The organism is Streptomyces sp. NPDC057939 (assembly GCF_042887545.1).
In the GTDB taxonomy this organism is placed as follows: Bacteria; Actinomycetota; Actinomycetes; order Streptomycetales; family Streptomycetaceae; genus Streptomyces.
In genome coordinates, this window is record NZ_JBHVPG010000011.1 from 120,622 (window position 1) to 138,305 (window position 17,684).

16 protein-coding genes and 1 pseudogene are annotated in these 17,684 nt (G+C 70.7%); 9 read left to right on the top strand and 8 right to left on the bottom strand.

Going from position 1 to position 17,684, the window contains the following annotated elements:
* Window positions 1-34: 34 nt before the first annotated feature.
* Both ACFVS6_RS15465 and ACFVS6_RS15470 read right to left on the bottom strand, forming a co-directional pair.
* Window positions 35-934, bottom strand: coding sequence for an aminoglycoside phosphotransferase family protein (locus tag ACFVS6_RS15465; protein ID WP_389704071.1), 900 nt, complete (start codon window positions 932-934; stop codon window positions 35-37).
* Between the two features lie 352 nt (window positions 935-1,286).
* Window positions 1,287-1,883, bottom strand: a complete 597-nt coding sequence (locus ACFVS6_RS15470) for a hypothetical protein (protein WP_389704073.1) — start codon at window positions 1,881-1,883, stop codon at window positions 1,287-1,289.
* 390 nt (window positions 1,884-2,273) lie between these two features.
* Here ACFVS6_RS15470 and ACFVS6_RS15475 point away from each other — a divergent pair, with 390 nt between their 5' ends.
* Complete coding sequence (locus ACFVS6_RS15475) at window positions 2,274-2,960, top strand: DUF4328 domain-containing protein (protein WP_389704075.1); 687 nt, start codon at window positions 2,274-2,276, stop codon at window positions 2,958-2,960.
* 208 nt (window positions 2,961-3,168) lie between these two features.
* Here ACFVS6_RS15475 and ACFVS6_RS15480 read toward each other — a convergent pair whose 3' ends face one another.
* Complete coding sequence (locus ACFVS6_RS15480; protein ID WP_389704076.1) at window positions 3,169-4,074, bottom strand: hypothetical protein; 906 nt, start codon at window positions 4,072-4,074, stop codon at window positions 3,169-3,171.
* 420 nt (window positions 4,075-4,494) lie between these two features.
* Here ACFVS6_RS15480 and ACFVS6_RS15485 point away from each other — a divergent pair, with 420 nt between their 5' ends.
* Together ACFVS6_RS15485 and ACFVS6_RS15490 are read left to right on the top strand one after the other, a co-directional pair.
* Complete coding sequence (locus ACFVS6_RS15485) at window positions 4,495-5,253, top strand: GntR family transcriptional regulator (RefSeq protein ID WP_389704078.1); 759 nt, start codon at window positions 4,495-4,497, stop codon at window positions 5,251-5,253.
* On the top strand, window positions 5,254-6,366 hold the full coding sequence (locus ACFVS6_RS15490) for an MFS transporter (RefSeq protein ID WP_389704079.1): 1,113 nt from the start codon (window positions 5,254-5,256) through the stop codon (window positions 6,364-6,366).
* Here ACFVS6_RS15490 and ACFVS6_RS15495 read toward each other — a convergent pair.
* Both ACFVS6_RS15495 and ACFVS6_RS15500 read right to left on the bottom strand, forming a co-directional pair.
* Window positions 6,307-7,233 (bottom strand): hypothetical protein, encoded by a 927-nt coding sequence (locus tag ACFVS6_RS15495; RefSeq protein WP_389704081.1) that lies wholly within the window; start codon window positions 7,231-7,233, stop codon window positions 6,307-6,309. The two genes, ACFVS6_RS15490 and ACFVS6_RS15495, sit on opposite strands and share 60 nt — an antisense overlap.
* Before the next feature lie 834 nt (window positions 7,234-8,067).
* Window positions 8,068-8,805, bottom strand: coding sequence for a VOC family protein (locus ACFVS6_RS15500; protein WP_389704083.1), 738 nt, complete (start codon window positions 8,803-8,805; stop codon window positions 8,068-8,070).
* A 143-nt stretch (window positions 8,806-8,948) separates the two neighbouring features.
* Between ACFVS6_RS15500 and ACFVS6_RS15505 the strand changes: the two genes are divergently transcribed.
* Window positions 8,949-9,551 carry a DUF6461 domain-containing protein gene (locus tag ACFVS6_RS15505; RefSeq protein WP_389704085.1) on the top strand — a complete coding sequence of 201 codons (603 nt, stop codon included), beginning with the start codon at window positions 8,949-8,951 and terminating at the stop codon, window positions 9,549-9,551.
* Window positions 9,552-9,648: 97 nt separating this feature from the next.
* Here ACFVS6_RS15505 and ACFVS6_RS15510 read toward each other — a convergent pair whose 3' ends face one another.
* The gene (locus ACFVS6_RS15510; protein ID WP_389704086.1) at window positions 9,649-10,560 is read right to left on the bottom strand and encodes an alpha/beta hydrolase family protein; all 912 of its coding nucleotides are present in this window, start codon (window positions 10,558-10,560) and stop codon (window positions 9,649-9,651) included.
* A 151-nt stretch (window positions 10,561-10,711) separates the two neighbouring features.
* Between ACFVS6_RS15510 and ACFVS6_RS15515 the strand changes: the two genes are divergently transcribed.
* Complete coding sequence (locus ACFVS6_RS15515; protein WP_389704088.1) at window positions 10,712-11,152, top strand: hypothetical protein; 441 nt, start codon at window positions 10,712-10,714, stop codon at window positions 11,150-11,152.
* A gap of 178 nt (window positions 11,153-11,330) precedes the next feature.
* A complete protein-coding gene (locus ACFVS6_RS15520) occupies window positions 11,331-12,344 on the top strand; it encodes an SDR family oxidoreductase (protein WP_389704090.1) in 1,014 nt (337 codons plus the stop codon).
* A gap of 155 nt (window positions 12,345-12,499) precedes the next feature.
* Here ACFVS6_RS15520 and ACFVS6_RS15525 read toward each other — a convergent pair whose 3' ends face one another.
* A complete protein-coding gene (locus ACFVS6_RS15525) occupies window positions 12,500-13,975 on the bottom strand; it encodes an MFS transporter (protein WP_389704091.1) in 1,476 nt (491 codons plus the stop codon).
* 143 nt (window positions 13,976-14,118) lie between these two features.
* Between ACFVS6_RS15525 and ACFVS6_RS15530 the strand changes: the two genes are divergently transcribed.
* Both ACFVS6_RS15530 and ACFVS6_RS15535 read left to right on the top strand, forming a co-directional pair.
* Window positions 14,119-15,042: a LysR family transcriptional regulator gene (locus ACFVS6_RS15530; RefSeq protein ID WP_389704093.1), complete on the top strand. Its 924-nt coding sequence runs from the start codon at window positions 14,119-14,121 to the stop codon at window positions 15,040-15,042.
* Window positions 15,043-15,392: 350 nt separating this feature from the next.
* Window positions 15,393-16,646, top strand: coding sequence for a cytochrome P450 (locus ACFVS6_RS15535; protein WP_389704095.1), 1,254 nt, complete (start codon window positions 15,393-15,395; stop codon window positions 16,644-16,646).
* Between the two features lie 275 nt (window positions 16,647-16,921).
* Here ACFVS6_RS15535 and ACFVS6_RS15540 read toward each other — a convergent pair.
* A pseudogene (locus ACFVS6_RS15540) lies at window positions 16,922-17,146 on the bottom strand (hypothetical protein); the annotation flags it as partial.
* Between the two features lie 90 nt (window positions 17,147-17,236).
* Between ACFVS6_RS15540 and ACFVS6_RS15545 the strand changes: the two are divergent.
* Entirely contained in the window at window positions 17,237-17,632 is a 396-nt protein-coding gene (locus tag ACFVS6_RS15545) for a DUF4118 domain-containing protein (protein ID WP_389704096.1), read from the top strand.
* Window positions 17,633-17,684 lie beyond the last annotated feature (52 nt).

Sequence of the window (17,684 nt, forward strand, 5' to 3'; positions counted from 1 at the left end):
CTCCGCGCCGCCCGGGCCGCTCGAACGGGACTGCCTAGCCGATGAGGGCCTGAGTGATCTGGCGGGTGGTCTGAGCGGCGATCCGGGGGTCCGTCGCCGCGTACCAGCCGTAGGCGTTCAGGCCTGTGGCGAGGGCCCAGCCCCGCCCCCGGGTCCAGGTCGCCTCGTCCACGTCGAGGGCGGCCCGGAACACGGCCCGACTCCGTGCGGACAGCAGGGTGAAGGCGATCATCAGGTCGCGGGCGGGGTCGCCGATGCCGAGACCGCCGAAATCGATCACCGCGCTGAGCCGCCCGTCCACCGTGAGGAGGTTGCCCGTGTGGAAGTCGCCGTGGAACCAGACCGGGGGCCGATCCCAGGCGGGAGCTTCGAGTGCCGCGTTCCACAGTGCGGTCGCCGCGGTTGCGTCGAACACCCCGTCGAACCGGGCGATGGCGGCCCGGGTGTCGCGATCGCGATCGGCCAGCGGAGCCCCGGAGAGGCCCACCGGGACGTGCCCGGTCGGAAGGTCATCCGGCGTGAACCCTTGGAGGGCCGTCAGGAACCCCGCCAGGCCGGCTGCCGCATCCGACGAGTCGGCCAGGGCCTCCACGGTCGCCTGTTCACCGTCCAGCCATCGGGCCACCGACCACGGCCACGGATAGCCGAAGGCGGGCCGGCCCGCCTCCACCGGCGCCGGGACCGCCAACGGCAGGTACGGGGCCAGCCGGGGAAGCCAGTCGTACTCCTTCCGGAACTGCTCGGCGACCACCGCGCGGCGCGGCAGCCGGACGGACAGTTCGCCGCCCAGCCGGTGGATCACATGGTCCGAGCCGCCCGGGTCGACCGGAGTCAGTGGCAGTCCGGCCCATTGCGGGAACTGGGTGTCGATCAAGCGCCTCACCAGCTCCGTGCCGATCACCGGGGTGAGGTGCGGGGTGCGTTCGGTCGCCACGTACGGCTCCTGCGGTCGGCCCTCCGGGCGGGGCGGGCGGTCGGGATCATCCCAGTGCACGCGCACCCGCCCCGTCCAACGATTTGCGGCCACCCGCGCCCCGGCCGGGCTCCCCACACCCCCGTCGCCGCGCACCCATCACCGGACACGGACGTCGTCGGACAGTCAGCGAACTCGTCGCGGGTTCACCCGAGTTCATGGGGCACGCCAAGGCTGGGCGATGATCTCGCGGGCAGGGTCGCCGCGCCTCGGAGGCAGGGATCGGGGGACCGCGAACCGGCCCTACGCCCGAGTCGAGCGTCGGCGCGACCTTACCGCTCTGCGGGGCGTCGCGGCAGCGCAGGCCACAAGGTCAGGCATGCCGGACGGCGGATCGGACGTGTTCCGGGTACCAGGCGGTGATCCTGATGGCCACCACGAGCAGGACGACGGGGATGACCCAGCTGAACCAGTCACCGTGGTGCCCGGACTCCACAGCGATCAGCCCGGCAATCGCGATGAGCAGGAACACGGCGCCCCACACTGCTGTCAGCACCCGGTTGGTCCGGCGGAACACCGGCGAGTCCCAGTACTGGGAGGGCACCGACTCGCGGGCGTACTGCTCGGTGAACGGTGTGAACGCCAGCGACCCGAGGGCGACAGCGGCGATGACCCCGCTCGACAGTGCCTGTGCGTACGTCTCCAACCACATCAGGTCACCGCGGTCGAGCACGAGCGCCAGGATCGAGATCACGGCGAAAAACACCATTCCGGTGATCTCCAGCACCTTGACGCTGCCGCGCCGCAGGTCGGGCACGTTCAGCACGAGTGAGGCGATCAGTGCGGCAAAAGCGGCCAGCTTCCACGTACTGGGGCTCGCGACCACGTCGAAGATGATCCACGGTGCGAAACCCAGCAGGATGCCGGTGTGGCGGGGGGTTGTCCTGTCGTCGGTGCGGTCCGGGGCCATGGCGCCTCCCCTGCGGAGTGCGGAGCGGGCTCCCCGGCGCGGCCGGCCTGAGCGTGCACCCGTCCGGCTCCCATGGTGCACAGGCCCGCACGGCTCCGCATTCCGGGCGGCCGCCCTGGGCGCCTGGCAGCGGTGTCCGTACCGCGTTGCACCGAAGACGCCGGAAGACGCCGCAGGCGCGCATCGGGAGGCTCCTCGAACGCGCTCACACCGGCCCGTTTCGACCCCACCCGTTTCCCCGACCTGCCCGGCCGTTCGTGCCGGAGCCGGAGCCGGAGCCGCAGCACCGGGTTTTCACCGTGGACGGGCGACGCCGCGTCGCGTATTTTCGCTCTGCGCACCGATCCGCGGGCGAATACCGTTCCATGCCCGTGAGGGGTCCACAGCGTCATGTCCCGTTTCCAAGAAGTCCGTCCGCGCCCTCCCCTGCCCACCCCGGCACGCGGCACCGGACGCGCCCTGCTCATGGGTGTCTGTGCACTGCTGACCGCCTCCGTGGCCGCCGACCTCTTCTCCTTGTACGCGGGTATCCGGATGCACTCCGAGGTGCTCGGCGACGGGGGCTTCCTCTTCGTCCCCGAGGACCGACTGGCCACCGCGGAGAAGCTGTTCTCCATCTCGGACCAGTTCCGGGCATTGACGATGGCGGCCTGCGCGGCCGTCTTCATCACCTGGTTCCACCGGATGCGGCGCAACGCCGGAGCACTCGCCCCGGACCGGTTCCGCGGAGGGCCGGGCTGGGCTATCGGGGCGTGGTTCGTTCCGTTCGCCTGCTTCTGGATGCCGTACCGGATTGCCGTCGACATGTGGACCGTAGGCCTGCGGACGGCCCCGGCTGGCCGGAGCGCCTTCTGGCCGGTGAACCTCTGGTGGGGTTCGTTCGCCGGCTCCGTCCTGCTCAGCGCCTACGGCGGAATGCGCTACGGAAGGGCGGAGGACCTCGGTGCGCTCCTGGACGCCGTGAACGTGGGCATCGCGGCCGATGTACTGAACGTCGTCGCGGCCGGCGCGGCCGTGCACTTCGCCGTCCGCCTGAGCCGTTCGCTGACTCCGCCGACGGGCACGACCAGCGCCTGACCTGCCGACCGCTCCCCCGGGTCTGTGCCGGCGCGCCGTACGACGCCTGCCTTGCGCCACCCGAGCACGACAGGGGTCGGACCGCGGACCTCGACCGGTACCCGCGCAGGACGCCCGGCCGGGAAACCCCGGCCGGGCGTCCGCACGTACTGGCCTCGGTCCGGGCGTCCTCCGGGACGCTATCGTTCGCGTCCGCCCCGAGGACCGGTCAGACCTTGTTGTAGGTGCCCGTGCTCCAGAGGGCGCCGCCCTTGTCGGGGCCGCCGGTCTTCTTGTAGATGACGAAGTTGCCGTCGTCCTGGAGCAGCGCCCAGGCGTCCGGGTTGCCGGAGGTGCCGGTGCGCCAGCGGACCGCTCCGTTGGCGTCGTTCTGCCTGATGGTCAGGTCGCCCTTGTCCCCGTAACCCATCTGCAGGGTCACGGGAGCGCTGCCCCCGTACGTGCCGCTGCTCCAGATGGCCTTGCCGTCGCTCTTGCGGTACATGACGAGGTTGTTGTCCTTCTGGAGGACCAGCCACACGGTGGCCGACTGGGCCCAGGAGCCCGCCCACCAGCCGTGCGCGGCCGTCTCGAAGTCCGAGCACAGCTGGTTGAACTGCTCCAGGCTGCCCGTGGACCACCTCTGGGTGGCGGCGTCGCTGCCGCGTCCCTCGACGACGAACCGGCCCCCGAGGATGTAGGCCTGGGGGGTGAAGACGGTGCCGGTGCCGTAGGTGGCGGTGTGCCAGAGTGCTCCGCCGGTCTGGGCGCTGCCGCCCTTGCGGTAGATGACGAAGTTGCCGTCCGCCTGCATGGTGGCGTAGGCGCCGGGGTTGCCGTAGGTGCCGCTGCTCCACAACGGGAGCTTGTAGCCACCGGGCTTGCCGAGTGCGTACACCACCAGGTTGCCGTCGGGCTGCATCACCAGTTCGGCCGCGCTGACCTTGTCCGCCAGCCGGGAGCCCGACTCCAGCCTCTGGCCGGCGGAGATCAGCGCGGCCTCGCCGCTTCCCGAGGTGCGGCACTGGCCGGGTCCGGCAGCGGCCGCCGGGGAGGCGGCCGCAGGGATCAGGACGCTTGCGGCACAAGCGGCGAGCACGGGTATGAGCGCTCTGCGGAGCGCGCGGATGTGCATGGTCGTGTTTCCCCCCAGAAATCTGTGCGCCCTCGGCCGGGGCGCAACTGCGTCTCTTTGTACATGGCCGCACGATCGAGCCGGCCACCGACTCCCCCGCGTGGTTGGGACGGGCTCGTGTGCGGAGCGGCGGGTCCGACGAACCGGCCGGCGCCGAAATTCCGGTACGACCGGCCCCGCGCGACGGCGTTGGTCGCGCACGCGCCGACCGGTCCGGTCCCCCGACGCCTCACGGTTCGCTACCGCAGGCCGGCGGCTGCCATCCGGCGTGCTATGCGCCTCGGCGGGGCTGGAGACGCCGTGGGACGCATGAGCACCGAGCGCATTTCTACTCCAGCAGCTTTTGCTTGGTGCAGTAGCTTGCCAACGCCCCCTGGGAACGACCGACTGCCTCAACGCAGGACATCCGGAGGGACCCGCATGCCCCGAGACGCACCGTACCTGGCCGTGGCCGACATACTTCGCGCGCGGATTCTCGTGGGAGAGTGGGGGGTCGGGGAGCGCCTGCCGTCCAGAGCGCGGATGGCCGTGGACTGCGGGGTGGGACGCAACGTCGTGCAGAGGGCCGTGGGCCGTTTGATCATCGACGGTCTCCTCGAAGGACGTACGGGCTCGGGCACTTACGTCCGAACCCCGCACGAACGCCTGCGGCTGGTCCGTTCGCGGCACCGCGAGCGCGTGGAGGGCTCTCCTCGCCGGCATGACGGGAAGGAACGGGGCAGGGCCGACTCCTGGGATGCACACAGCCAGGTGCGCGTTCCGGCCCCCGAGGCCATCGCCGAGCGGCTCGCCATCGACCCGGGGAGCCTCTGCGTCCAGACGCACTACGAGTTCCTCGCCGACGGACAACCCGTCCAGCTTTCCGAATCCTGGGAGCCGATGGCCATCACGGATGGGACACCGATCGTCCTGCCCGAGATGGGCCCTCTGGCGGAAAGGGGCGTGGTCGAGCGAATGTGCTCGATCGGTGTGGTCATTTCGACCGTGGTCGAGGTGCCGCGCCCGGCGCGCGCCACGCAGACGCATGCCAATCTCCTGGGAATCAGCGCGGGGGACCTCGTGCTCCACATCGAGCGGACCATCTTCGACACGGACGGCCGGCCGGTGGAGACGGCCGACATGGTGATTCCGGACGTGCGCCGCGAAGTGGTCTACGAGTTCGGAGTCGACCGAACCTAGTTGGCCAATCCGTTTGAAAGACCTCGCACAAGCGACAGCAGGGTACTTCGTCTGCCGGCAGGTGCGTGGGTCGACCGCATGCGCAAACGAACGGTGATGATCTGCACCGATCTCACGCGCGCGGTCATTCTTCTGACGATCCCACCGGCCTGGTGGGCAGGCGCTCTCACCATCTGGTGGCTGTACGCGGTCGCTTTGGTTCACGGGGTGTTGAGCGTCTTCTTCGACGTTGCGTACGCCGGCTATCTCCCGCACCTGGTGGGTCGCAGCAAGCTGATGGAAGGAAACTCGAACCTGTCGACGGTCCAGTCGGTGACCAGCATCGGCGGCCCGACACTGGCAGGGCCGCTGGTCGGCCTGGTCGGTGCCCCTGCAACGCTATTGGTGAGTTCGGCCGGAATGGCCGTATCGGCGCTACTGGCGATCACCATCCGGAAACGCGAACAGGAACCCGAGCCGAGCGAGCGGCCTCAATTGTGCCGCGAGATCAAGGAGGGGTTGAGGTTCGTCGTCAGGCACCCCACCCTGCGTGCAATCATGCTGGGGGATGCGATGTTCAATCTCTTCCTGGCCATGTATCAAACCATGCTCCTGGTTTTTTTGGATCGGGAGATGGGTTTGCAGCCCTTCGGAATCGGGTTCGCCCTGTCGGGCATGGGTTGCGGTGCCTTGACGGGCGCACTGTTGGCCAACCGGGTCGCGCGGCGGGTCGGGCACGGTCGGGTCATCTGGCCGGCGTCACTGGCCACTTGTCCCCTGACCGCCCTCATGCCGTTGGCGCGAACAGGTTGGAGCGTGTACGTGGCCGCGGTCGGACTCGCGGCTCTTTCGCTGGGTGGGGTCGTTCGCGTGGTGGCCCAGTCGACCCTTCAGCAGGCCCTGACACCGGATCGGCTGCTGGGCCGGATGAACGCCACCACTCGGTTTGTTGCTTGGGGCGGCATCCCCATCGGCGGGCTCCTGGGCGGAGCCTCGGGCTCTGCCTTCGGAGCAACACTCACCTTGGGGATCGCTGCGTCCGGCATGACGCTGAGCGCGCTTGCCCCCTTCCTTTCACCGCTTCGGACCATGGGCACGCTTCCCACGGACGGGGCCCCCGAGTTCGTGCGCTGAGGGCGCGGCAGCAGGCGGGTCGTCGGCGGCCCCCGCCTGACGTGGCTCCATGTGCGGTCGTGTGCGAAGCCAGTACGAGCGGGCCGCCACGGTCAGGCAGATGCCGTAGACCGCGAAGGCGACCATCCCGATCCAGGCGACCAGCAGCGCGTCGCCCGAGGAGTGGAAGTCACCGCGCCGCATCGTCACCACGCCGGACGTCGCCAGGGTCAGGTAGCCGACTCCCACGACGCCGTACGGGGCGAGCGTGGCGGCGCCCAGTAGGGCCGCCGCGAGCGGGAGCGGGCGTGGCACCCGTCGGCCGCGCAGGAACAGCGTCCAGCGCGGGAAGACCTGCCCCCACGGGCGGACCAGACCCCAGAGCAGGAAGACGCCGAGCACCGCCAGCAGCGCCGTGGGGTCCAAGCCCCAGGACTCCAGGGCGAGGAAGACTCCCGAGGCACCGTTCCGCTCCGAGACCGCGAGCATCTCCTCGCCGGTGATGCCCGCGAACGTGCCGCCGGACGCCCAGACCAGCTTCATCGCCACGTACGGGACGAACGCCAGCGTCCCTGCCAGGGCGGCGAGTTGGGCGAGCCGAGGGGCGGCGGACGGCGCTCGTACGGCAGTGCCCGCGGGCCGGCGACGGTCGGAGCGGGCCGTGGCCGCGAGCAGGACCGCCCCCATCGCCGCCAGGGCCTTGTTCGTGGTGGAGGCCGGGCTGACCACTCCCTGACCGAACATCAGCGTGATCACATCCATCAGCAGGCTGAACGCGGTGATCACGGCCAGCCCGCAGACCACCCCGAGCAGCACCCGTAGCACCGGGCGCAGCCCGTGCCGCACCACCGCTCCGCAGGCCAGGGCCGCCGACGCACCCAATGCCATGGCCGTTCAACCCGACCGGCCTGCCCCTGAGGCACCGCCGTGGTAGGTCAAGGTGGTCCCGCTCAGCACGCATGCCAGGCCGAAACCGGCGTACGCCACCGCCCAGAGCATCGTTGCCCGAGCCACCCGGTGGGGCCATCGCTGCCACCGGGCGCTCCAGGGCGCCTTCATCGTCCGTTCAAGACCCGTCATGTTCTGAACGTCGCATCGGCTGGGGCCAGATGGCATCGGGCGCCGGAACGATCTCCCTCGAAGTCCCTCCCCCAACCGGGTGAGGGACTTCCAGCCGGGTGAGGGACCTCCGAGGCGAAGGCGTGAGCCCCCACGGGGCCGGCTCGAACCGTCCGTGCGCGGGGCGTTCGCCCGGTCAGCCGCGGCGGAACAGGTCGCCCTCCCCCGCCCGATGCCTTCCCGTCGGCAGGGATCCCCCGCCCCCGGGAATTTCCCGGCCTTCCTGGAGCCACTGCCGCTCAAGGGCGTCGTAGATCGGGGAATCCCAGACCCAACCGGTGTCCGCCCCCACATCGGCGGAAACCCTCGGTGCTGGAACGGTTCTCTGGTCCATATGCAGCCCAACGACACCATGCCGGGCGCCGTAGCGGGCCGTGACCCACCCGTCACCAGGAGACCGCCCGGGGGCGTCGTCCCGGGCTCGGTATCCGTGGAATCCCAGCACTCAGGTCGCGTCGGGCCGGACCCGCTGCGGGTGGCCGGGGGCTGTTCACGAGTTCCGACCGCGACCCCACGGGCACGGACGTGACCGGCCGGTACCGGCCCGACCGGGCGCGGGAACGGGTCATGCGCCGCCGGCCCGAAGCGGGCCGTCGCCGGGGATCAGCGGGGGCTGAGGAGGCAGAACTCGTTGCCCTCCGGGTCGGCCAGAACCGTCCAGTGGATTGCGGACTGGTCGATTCCGGGGTCGGTGGCGCCCAGGGCGCGCAGTCGGACCTCTTCTGCCTTCAGGTCGTCGCCGGTGTACGGGCTGACGTCGAGGTGAACGCGGTTCCACCCGCTCTTGGTGTCGGGGACGCGGACGAACTCCAGGTAGGGGCCGACGCCCTGGGCGGACCGCAGGGACGCCTGGTCGTCGGTGACCCCGTGGAGGGTCCAGTCCATCGCCTCGCCCCAGAACCGGGCCATCGCGCGCGGGTCGGTGCAGTCGGCGACCACCGCGGCGATCGGCCCGGTGTCCTGGTAGATCGGCCGGGGTTCCAGGACGCAGAACTCGTTGCCCTCCGGATCGGCCATCACCGTCCAGGGAACGTCGCCCTGCCCCACGTCGGCGAGCGTCGCGCCCAGGTCCTGCAGGCGTGCGACCAACTCCGCCTGGTGGGCGGGCGAGGTGGTGGCCAGATCGAGGTGCACCCGGTTCTTCACCGTTTTGGGTTCCGGGCGGGCCACGAGGTCGATGCAGACGGCCACGGGGTCGGGATAGACGAATCCGACCGGTTCGAGGTTCGTGACACCGGGTGCCTCACTGTCGATGCCCCATCCGAGCGCCTCCGCCCAGAACCGGCCGAGCGCGGAGTCGTCATGGGCCTTCATGTTGATCTGCACGAGTCTTGTTGCCATGCCGAAGATCCTAGAACCTGTCCTCGGCCCGGGCCGAGGCGGTGACCTGCGGTGGCTCCGTCCGTGACCACGATCGCGAGCGGCTCCCCCTCGACGGCAGCGGCGCGCTCCCGCTGTCGGTGACACGAGCGAGGATGGACGGCATGACGAAAACCGGAGCGGACTACGCGTGGTTCGAGAACGACTTCCCCGACCTCGCCGAGGCGTACTGCTTCACGCTCGTGCGGGGCCTGTCGCCCGATGACGTGGCGTCCCGGCTGGAGGGGCGAGTGGAGAAGCCCCTGCGGGGTATCGCGGCGGTCGTCGACGCCGCTTTCGCCCAACACGATCTGACCGACGGCGCGAGCCAGTTGATGGCCATGACGACCGTGGGTGGCTGGACGCTGCTGATCGAACCGAACGGATACCTCGGTGTCACCGAGGGTCGGGCCCTGCCGGCCTCGGCCGGGGCTAGTTGGGTCTCCCACTTCGTGAACGTCAACGCGGTCGGTACGTTCCTGTCGGCGCAGGACCAGGTCCTGCGGCTCTGCTTCGACCCCATGTTCCCGGAGGACAGGTGGGGAACGGCGCCCGACGAGTTTCTCGACGTCATGCGGCAGATCGGATTCCATTTCGAGGAGGCTCCGGAAACGGACCTGTCCTCGCCGGCCGCGTTCGCTCTGGCCGAGCACCTGACCGGCGTCGCCATCACTCCGGCGCTGCTTCAGGACACCACGTTCACCTGCGCCACCATCCGGATTCGTTGACGTCCGTCCTTCGCGGTGGGCACCCGCGGCATCCCCGAACGGCCGACGGGCCGGCGCGCGCCCGGCCCCGACCGGCTCGTCGGCTGCCGGTGGGGCATCAGGCCGGTTCTCGCACCCCGGCGACGGGCACCCGCGAGCGCCCGACCAGGTGTTCCAGGAAGAAGCCGGCCGCCTCCTCGCCGACCCGGACGCGGACCTGAGGGTCTGCCGGTTCGGGCGCGAAGAAGTCGTCGTGGCGGACCCGGGGCCCGGCCGAGCGACCGCGGGCCGTGGGGATGTGTTCCATGTACGGGCGGGTGTCGCTCTCGTACGGGGTGATCGTGTCCGCCCCGCCCCACCGGATGCCCACGGGCACCCGAACGGTCGCCAGGGACTCCGGCGTCACCAGGCCGCCGACCCCCGGGGCCACCTGGAACACGGCGCGTACCCGCCGGTCCGAGAGGTCCGCCGCCGCGGCCTCCAACGCCCGCCGGGACTCCTCGACCGGCGGGAACGTCTTGCGGAGCTCCTCAAGGACCCCCGGGAACTCGGGGATCTCCGGGAAGGGAACCTCCCCGGTCAGCACCGCCCACAGCACCCGGGGGTCGACCCGGGCACCTGCGAGAGCCGCCGCCGTGTAGCCGCCCAGGGAGAAACCCGCGGCGCCGACCGGGCCCAGGGGGTGCTCGCGGTCAAGGGCGTCGAGGGCGAAGGAGACGTCCCGCGGCCGCTCCCATACGTGCAGGAAGCCCTCCGGCTCGTAGCCGTCGACGAAGTTGTTGCCGTGGTGGTCGAGAGCGGCGACCCGGAAGCCCGCCTCGCGCAGCGGGCGCACCAGCCACTGCATCTCGCCGCCCGACCCGCCGGTGCCGTGCGAGACGAAGACCAGCGGGGCGGATGCGGCGCACGGCCGGTCCGGCTCCCACAGGTAGAGCCGCAGGGGGCGGGGGCGGCCCGGGTCCCGCAGGTCGCGGCGGGACTCGTCGTACAGGACGCGTATCAGCGGCTGTTGCCGCCCCGGGAGGGTCATGGCGCCATCGTAGGGAGTGGCATCCTGCGGGAAGTACCGGACGCCCCGGCGACGGCTCGGGGCGGGAACGGACCCGGACCGTGCTGCGTCCTTCCGGACAGTCGGAGCAGTACGGGGCCGGGGCCTTGGGCCCATGGCGAAAGGGGGCCGGATGGCAAGGAATGGACGAGTCGCGGGCCGGTGGTTCGTGGTCCTGACGGTGGGAACACCGCTGGTCGTGGCCGCGATCGTCATGGCGGTGGTGTTCACCGGGACCGGCGCGCTGGGGCGCGGCCCGCTCCATCGGGCGGTCGATTCCTACCTCGACGTGGTGGGCGGCGAGGGGGCCGTTCCGGTGCGCGCGCGGGACGGCAACTGCCCGGACGGGCAGGGGGATCCCGCTGTCGCCCTGCGCGGGATCGCGGCGCCTGCCTTCGGGCACCGCATCGTGTCGTCCACCGAGACCGGTGACAGCGCCTCCGTCAACGTGGACCTCACTCCGAAGGTCGGCGCCCCGGTCGCGGTCGTCCTGGACCTGCGCCGGACCGGCGACCGCTGGGACGTCTGTGCGGCCTCCACCGGCCGGGTGCACATCGACCCCGACCCGTTCTAGCCGGCCCTGCCGCCGCGCCGATCGTGTTGAGGTTCGAGGCATCGGTCCGGTCGTGGCTCCTGGTAAGCTCGTCGACTTCGATCCGCAGCCTTGGCTTTGCGTTCACGCGGTACGGCGGAGGCCGTCCGCCGTCCGGGCCAGGTGCAAGATCCACGCGCACGCGTTGAAAGGTCTTGCTGTGAAGAGGTTCGATCAGAACGAGTCCGATCGGTCCGATCGGTTCCATCGGGGGTCCGATCGGTTCCATCGGAACGAGAAGGCACCGAGCTCCGAAGGCGTCCACCTGCTGACCGTCGTCGGCCCGCGCAAGGACGAGGGCAACAGCCCGACCGGGATCGTCGGCCGAAGGCTGGCGCGACAACTGATCGCCCTGGGCCGCCGGGTGCGGGTGATCGCCGAGCCGGGCCGGTGCGACGGCTGGCCCGACGGCGTCGAGGTCGTCCGCGGATCCATCACCCGGCCTCCGGAGTGCGCCCGCGCCTTCGACGGCGTCGAGGCCGTGTTCCTCGCGGGCGCCCTTCCGACCACGGTCGAGAAGGCGCTGGCCCTGGCGCGGAACGCCGGCGCGAGGAAGATCGTCCTGTTGTCGTCGCACGGGCCGGAGTACGAGGAGGCGAATCCCCCGGAGACCTGGTTCTGGCTGGCGATCGAGAAGGCGGTGGAGCGCTCGACGATCCCGTGGACTCACATCCGGCCGTCGGCGGTGATGGGTGCCGTCATCGAGGGGACCTACCCGGCGACAGGGTCTGACTGGCCCGGCACCGTCCGCGTCGACGGAGTGGTCCGGGAGGCTTTCCTCGACCACGGCCACTACCCCTTCATCCACGAGGAGGACCTCGCCGCCGTGGCGGCCGCGGCCCTGATCGGCGACGACTTCACCGGAATGGTCATCGAGGGGGTGGGCCCGCCGCTCAGTACACGTTCACGCGTGGGAAGCGTCGCGGCCGCCCTGGGCCGCGACATCGCCACCGTCGAGCTGACGCCTGACGAAAGCCGGGCGATCTGGCAACGACGTGGCTGGCCCGAGGGTGCGATCGACGTGACGCTGTACGCGCTTGAGGAGTACGGCGCCCGGTTCGCCGAGCTCGCCCGGTGGACGGCCGAGCAGCGGCCGTCGGTCGAGGAAATCATCGGCCGTCCGATGCGCACGTACGACGACTGGGTGCGCGAGAACATCGACTTGTTCCGCTGACCTGTTCCGCTGACCTGGGCACGGCTGCGGCTGCGCGTCGCCGCCGGTGGCCGCCTGCCGGGCCTTCGACCGTCGGCCTTCGTCGACCGCGCTCGAAGGCCCGGCGGGCGGGTGGGCCGCGCGTGCCCCTCCAGGCCCGCTCCGCGGGGTACCGGTCAGCGCGCGACGGCGGTGTCGGTTCGTGCGGCGCCCGCGTCGAGCATGGTGTCCGGCGCGGCTTCGCCCAGGGCGGACTGTGTGGCGCTCCGCCGGGAGCGCAGGCCGAAGGCACTGATCGCGGCGGCGACCACGGCCGCCGCGAACGGCACGAGCAGTCCGGCCCGGTACCCGTCCAACAGCGCGGCAGGGGTCTGCGCGTGGGTGGCGGACACGGAGACGGCGGTGACCGCGGAGAGTCCGAGGGCGGCACCGAACTGGAAGGCGGTGTAGAGCAGGCCGCCCGCGAGCCCCTGTTCCTCCTCCGCGATCCCTTCCGTGGCCACGATGGTGAGCGGGCCGTACGCCAGGGAGAACGCGAGGCCGAGGATGATCAGGCCCGGGAACATCGCCGTGTAGCTCCAGTCGGCACCCAGAGGGAGGAACAGTCCGTAGGCGAGCACCGCGAGCAGGAGCCCCCCGAAGATCACCCTGGCGTTGCCGAAGCGGTTCACCAAGCGTGGGGTGAGCGTCGGCGAGAGGATCGCGTCGACCCCGATGACCAGCATCGCGAAGCTGGTCTGCAGCGTCGACCAGTCGCGCAGTTCCTGGAGGTAGAGCACCACCAGGAACTGGAAGCCGAAGAACCCGGCGGCGAACAGCATCGCCGAGAGGTTCGCCCGCACCAGGGACCGGCTGCGGAAGATGCCCATCCGCACCAGGGGCTCGGCGGAGCGCCGTTCGATGACGAGGAAGGCGGCGAGGAACGCCAGTCCGGCCAGCAGGGTGCCCGCGCTGGCCGCGATGCCGGCGTGTGCCGCACGCTCGACGCCCAGCACGATCAGTACGAGGGCAGCGGTGACGGTGAGTGCGCCGGCCGCGTCCACGTGCTTGCCCGCGCGGTCCGGGCGTTGCGATCCGGGGACGAGGACGAGGGCGGCGACGAGGATGAGGAAGGAGAGGACGACCGGGGCGAAGAAGACCCACCGCCAGCCGACGGCGGTGAGGAGTCCTCCGGCGACCAGTCCGATCGTGAACCCTCCCGCCGCGGTGCCCGAGTAGAGGAGAAGGGCCTTGTTGCGCTCCGGGCCCTCGGCGAAGCCCGTGGTGATGATGGACAGGCCGGCGGGGGTCATGAAGGCCGCGGCGACGCCCGTGACGAATCGGGCGACGATGAGCATCCACCCCTCGGTGGCGAATCCGCCGAGTCCGGAGAACAGGAGGAAGACGGTGAGCCAGAGGACGAACATCCGACGGCGTCCGAACAGGTCGGCCGCTCGACCGCCGAGGAGCATGAAGCCGCCGTAGCCGAGTACGTAGGCGCTCATGACCCACTGCAGCTCGCCCGTGGAGAGCCCGAGGTCGGCGCGGATCGACGGCAGCGCCACATTGAGCATGGCGACGTCGATGCCTTCGAGGAAGATCGCACCGCACAGCACGAGCAGGACGCCCCACTTGCGCGCGTCCGATCCGCTCGAAGTACTCAAGGCACTCATGACGATGAACTCCTTCCGGAGTGGTGGGTGTTGGTTATGGGCCAAGCCTTCTCCACGCTCCGGGCGGGAACAACAGCGAAGATCGCAACGTTCGGTAAGCCAGGCTTACCGATACCTGTCCCAGGCGATTTCCGGAGACGAACGTGGACCAGAACGAACTCGATTGCTTCCTCGTCCTCGCCGAGGAACTGCACTTCGGCCGGACCGCCACCCGCCTGCATCTCTCCCGCGCCCGGGTGAGTCAGCTCGTCCAGAAGCTGGAGCGCCGCGTGGGAGCTCCCCTGTTCACGCGTACGAGTCGCAGCGTGGCACTCACCGGTCTGGGCAGTCGCCTGCGCGAGGATCTCGAACCCCATTACCGCGGCATCGAGAGCGCTCTGGCGCGTGCCGTGACGTCGGCGCGCGGCATCGAGGGGGTCCTGCACGTCGGCTTCTCGACGCCCCTGGCCGGAGAAATGGTGATGAGGGCGACCGAGAAGCTGCGCACCGTCCATCCCGAACTCGTCGTCGAGGTGTGCGAGGTGCCGCTCTCCGATCCGTACGGAATGCTGCGCAGGGGTGATTTCGACCTTCAGCTGACGGATTTCCCGGTGTTCGAGGACGACGTGACCCGCGGGCCGACGCTGCTCGCCGAGAGCAGGGTGCTGGCGGTCGCCAGCGGCCATCCCCTGGCCCGACGGGACACCGTGACGCTTGAGGACTTGGCCGACGTGCCGTTGCTGACGATCGCCGGTGACCTTCCGGATTACTGGCAGGACCATCAGCTGCCGACGCGCACCCCCGGCGGCAGGCCGATCGGGCGGGGCCCGTCCGTCACCAACTTCCAGGAGGCGCTGACGCTCGTCGCGGGCGGCAAGGGGGCTTGGCTGGCGGGCGCCCACGTCGCCCGGTACCACGGCCGACCCGGCATCTCCTACGTCCCGGTGGAGGGGGACAGCCCTCTCGGATACGGGCTGATGTGGCGGTCCGGGAGCAGCAGTCGGGTGATGGAGCTCTTCGGTCGCACGGCGGTCGCGGTCGCTCGGGACATGGCGTCTGCCGCTCCGAGAACGGCGGTGTTCGCCTGATCGCCGGGGCCGGCCGGCAAGCGGTCGCCTCGACCCCGCTCGTCCCACCCCCAAGGTCGGGTCGTCGCCGCGTCCTCGCACCTCAACCGTCCGTGCCGCCCCTCGGGACGACTCGGGTCCCGGGCGGGCCGAGGAACGCGCACGAGGAGTTGCCCGAGCCCTGGCGAGGGGGAACGGTGTGGTGTTTCCTTGAAGTGACCCGTCCGGACGGACACCATCGATCCGAACGCAACCCCCAAGCCTCTCGGATGAGTTCGCCGCACGTCCGGCAGCCGGGGTGATGAGCGCGGTACGGCAGCACGGCCGGGTATCACGACGCCGGCAGAGCCGGTGCGACGGAAGCCAAGCTGATGGGGGACTCCATGACCGCCGTCCACAACGTCCCGGACATCCTGTCCCAGGAATTCGCCGACAACCCGTACCCGACCTACAGCGCCCTGCGCGAGAACGCACCCTTGCTCTGGCACGAGGCGACGCAGAGCTACCTGATCTCGCGCTACGAGGACGTGGCGCGGGCGTTCAAGGACAAGGAGTCGCTGTTCACCACGGACAACTACGCCTGGCAGACCGAGCCCGTGCACGGGAAGACCCTTCTCCAGCTGAGCGGGCGCGAGCACTCCACCCGGAGGGCTCTGGTGGCGCCCGCCTTCCGCGGCAACGAGCTGCGGGAGAAGGTGCTTCCGGTCATCGAGCGCAATTCCCGTGAGCTGATCGACGCGTTCCGCGGCGCCGGCTCCGTCGATCTGGTGAGCGGCTTCGCCTCCCACTTCCCCATCTCGGTCATCGCCGACATGTTCGGGCTGGACCGCTCCGGCCACGAGCACATCGGCGGTTGGTACCGGGCCTTCGTGGCGTTCACCGCCAACCTGTCCGGTGATCCCGAGTTCGCGGCGGCCGGCGTCCGGGCCCAGGCCGAGTTCGCCGCGTACATGCTGCCGATCATCCGCGATCGGCGGAACGACCTCGGTGATGACCTGCTGTCCGCGCTGTGCACCGCCGAGGTGGACGGGGTACGCATGAGCGACGAGGACATCAAGGCCTTCTGCAGCCTGCTGCTCACCGCGGGTGCCGAGACCACCGACAAGGCCATCGCCGGCCTGTTCGCGAACCTCCTGGCCAACCCCGAACAGCTCGAAGCCGTCCGCCAGGACCGCGGACTCATCGACCGGGCCTTCGCGGAGACGCTGCGCTTCAGCCCGCCGGTGCACATGATCATGCGTCAGTCCGCCGCCGAGGTCCGGACGAGCGGGGGCACGATTCCCGCCGGCTCAACCGTCACCTGCCTCATCGGGGCGGCGAACCGTGATCCCGGGCGCTACGAGGCTCCGGACCGTTTCGACATCTTCCGCGACGACCTCACGGCGACCACCGCCTTCTCCGCGGCGGCGGACCACCTGGCATTCGCCCTCGGACGGCACTTCTGCGTCGGCGCGCTACTGGCCAAGGCCGAAGTGGAGATCGCAGTCAATCAACTCCTCGACGCGATGCCGGACGTTCGGCCCGCCGACGGTTACGACCCCTCCGAGCAGGGGGTGTTCACCCGGGGGCCGAAGTCCCTGCTCGTGGAGTTCACACCGACCCCTCCCCCGGGACGCGCACCCTGACGGACGTCCCCGCGAGGTGCGGGTACGGCTCCGCTCGACCCGGAGCCGCTCACCGCTCAACCCGCACCCGTCAGCCCGTCAACCCGTCTACGGCGGTGGTGCGCAACCGTGACCGCGGCGAGCAAGGGCCGCCTCGTGTGCGCCTGATGGCACGGGGGCCCGCTCCCCCATGCCTGGAGAGAGGGACCGTCGGGTCAAGGTCCGGCTCCTGTCCTGCCGGGGGGCGGGCGGTGATGCGCGGGGCTGCCTCCGTGACCGTCCGCCCCGGATCGCGATCACGACGTCGGGCCCGCGATCCGTCGACGGGCGGAGCCCCGGACCTCCTCGAACTCGTCGGCCGTCAGCTCCTGCGGATCGTGACCTTCCCACTCGGAGACGGGCAGTTCCGCCGTCGTCCCGAACCTGCTGTCGTACTCGTCGAGGCGGCCCGTGTCACGGGCCTGCTGCCATTCGGAGAGGGACGCGGCTGCGATCGGGGTCAGCTCCGGCCCTGCGAGTTCGGCCGCCACATGCGGTAAGGACCGTCGCCGTCCGGTGGTGCACCATGGCGGGGGCTCCAACGGTGGGGTTCCGGTGCCGAGGAGGCTGTGATGCTCGAATGGAAACTGGTGCACCCGGGCCGCCGTCCCGTTCCCGACCCCACCGCGACCTCCTCCGTGTGGGCGTTGACGACGGCGGCGGCGCTGGCAGTCGTGATCGCCTTCCACCTCCTCGGATGGCAGGGCGGCACCACCGCCGGTCTCGTCGTCCTCTCGCTCGTGGTCGCCCTGACCAGCACCGGCGCCCGCCTCGCCGCCGCGCCCGGTACCGCGCTGCTCTGCTGGGCGGTTCTCAACGCCTTCGGCGCCCCGCCCATCGGCGAGCTCACCTGGGCCGCCCCGCACGACCCGGCGCGGATCGCCTGCCTGCTCCTCGCCGCCACCGCCGGCACCGCGACGGCCCGCATCGCCCACGCCCGCGCCGCATACCGGCGACTGGACCAGTGACCCGGGCCCGGCGCGTGGCCGGGGGTGGACCGGGGCGGGAGCGGGCCCCGGC

Coding starts and splice junctions, on each gene's coding strand:
- ACFVS6_RS15500 (WP_389704083.1), bottom strand. CDS start 8,805: ATGGCAACAAGACTCGTGCAGATCAACATGAAGGCCCATGACGACTCC.
- ACFVS6_RS15535 (WP_389704095.1), top strand. CDS start 15,393: ATGGGGGACTCCATGACCGCCGTCCACAACGTCCCGGACATCCTGTCC.
- ACFVS6_RS15475 (WP_389704075.1), top strand. CDS start 2,274: ATGTCCCGTTTCCAAGAAGTCCGTCCGCGCCCTCCCCTGCCCACCCCG.
- ACFVS6_RS15495 (WP_389704081.1), bottom strand. CDS start 7,233: ATGGCATTGGGTGCGTCGGCGGCCCTGGCCTGCGGAGCGGTGGTGCGG.
- ACFVS6_RS15545 (WP_389704096.1), top strand. CDS start 17,237: ATGCTCGAATGGAAACTGGTGCACCCGGGCCGCCGTCCCGTTCCCGAC.
- ACFVS6_RS15515 (WP_389704088.1), top strand. CDS start 10,712: ATGGCAAGGAATGGACGAGTCGCGGGCCGGTGGTTCGTGGTCCTGACG.
- ACFVS6_RS15485 (WP_389704078.1), top strand. CDS start 4,495: ATGCCCCGAGACGCACCGTACCTGGCCGTGGCCGACATACTTCGCGCG.
- ACFVS6_RS15480 (WP_389704076.1), bottom strand. CDS start 4,074: ATGCACATCCGCGCGCTCCGCAGAGCGCTCATACCCGTGCTCGCCGCT.
- ACFVS6_RS15505 (WP_389704085.1), top strand. CDS start 8,949: ATGACGAAAACCGGAGCGGACTACGCGTGGTTCGAGAACGACTTCCCC.
- ACFVS6_RS15525 (WP_389704091.1), bottom strand. CDS start 13,975: ATGAGTGCCTTGAGTACTTCGAGCGGATCGGACGCGCGCAAGTGGGGC.
- ACFVS6_RS15510 (WP_389704086.1), bottom strand. CDS start 10,560: ATGACCCTCCCGGGGCGGCAACAGCCGCTGATACGCGTCCTGTACGAC.
- ACFVS6_RS15470 (WP_389704073.1), bottom strand. CDS start 1,883: ATGGCCCCGGACCGCACCGACGACAGGACAACCCCCCGCCACACCGGC.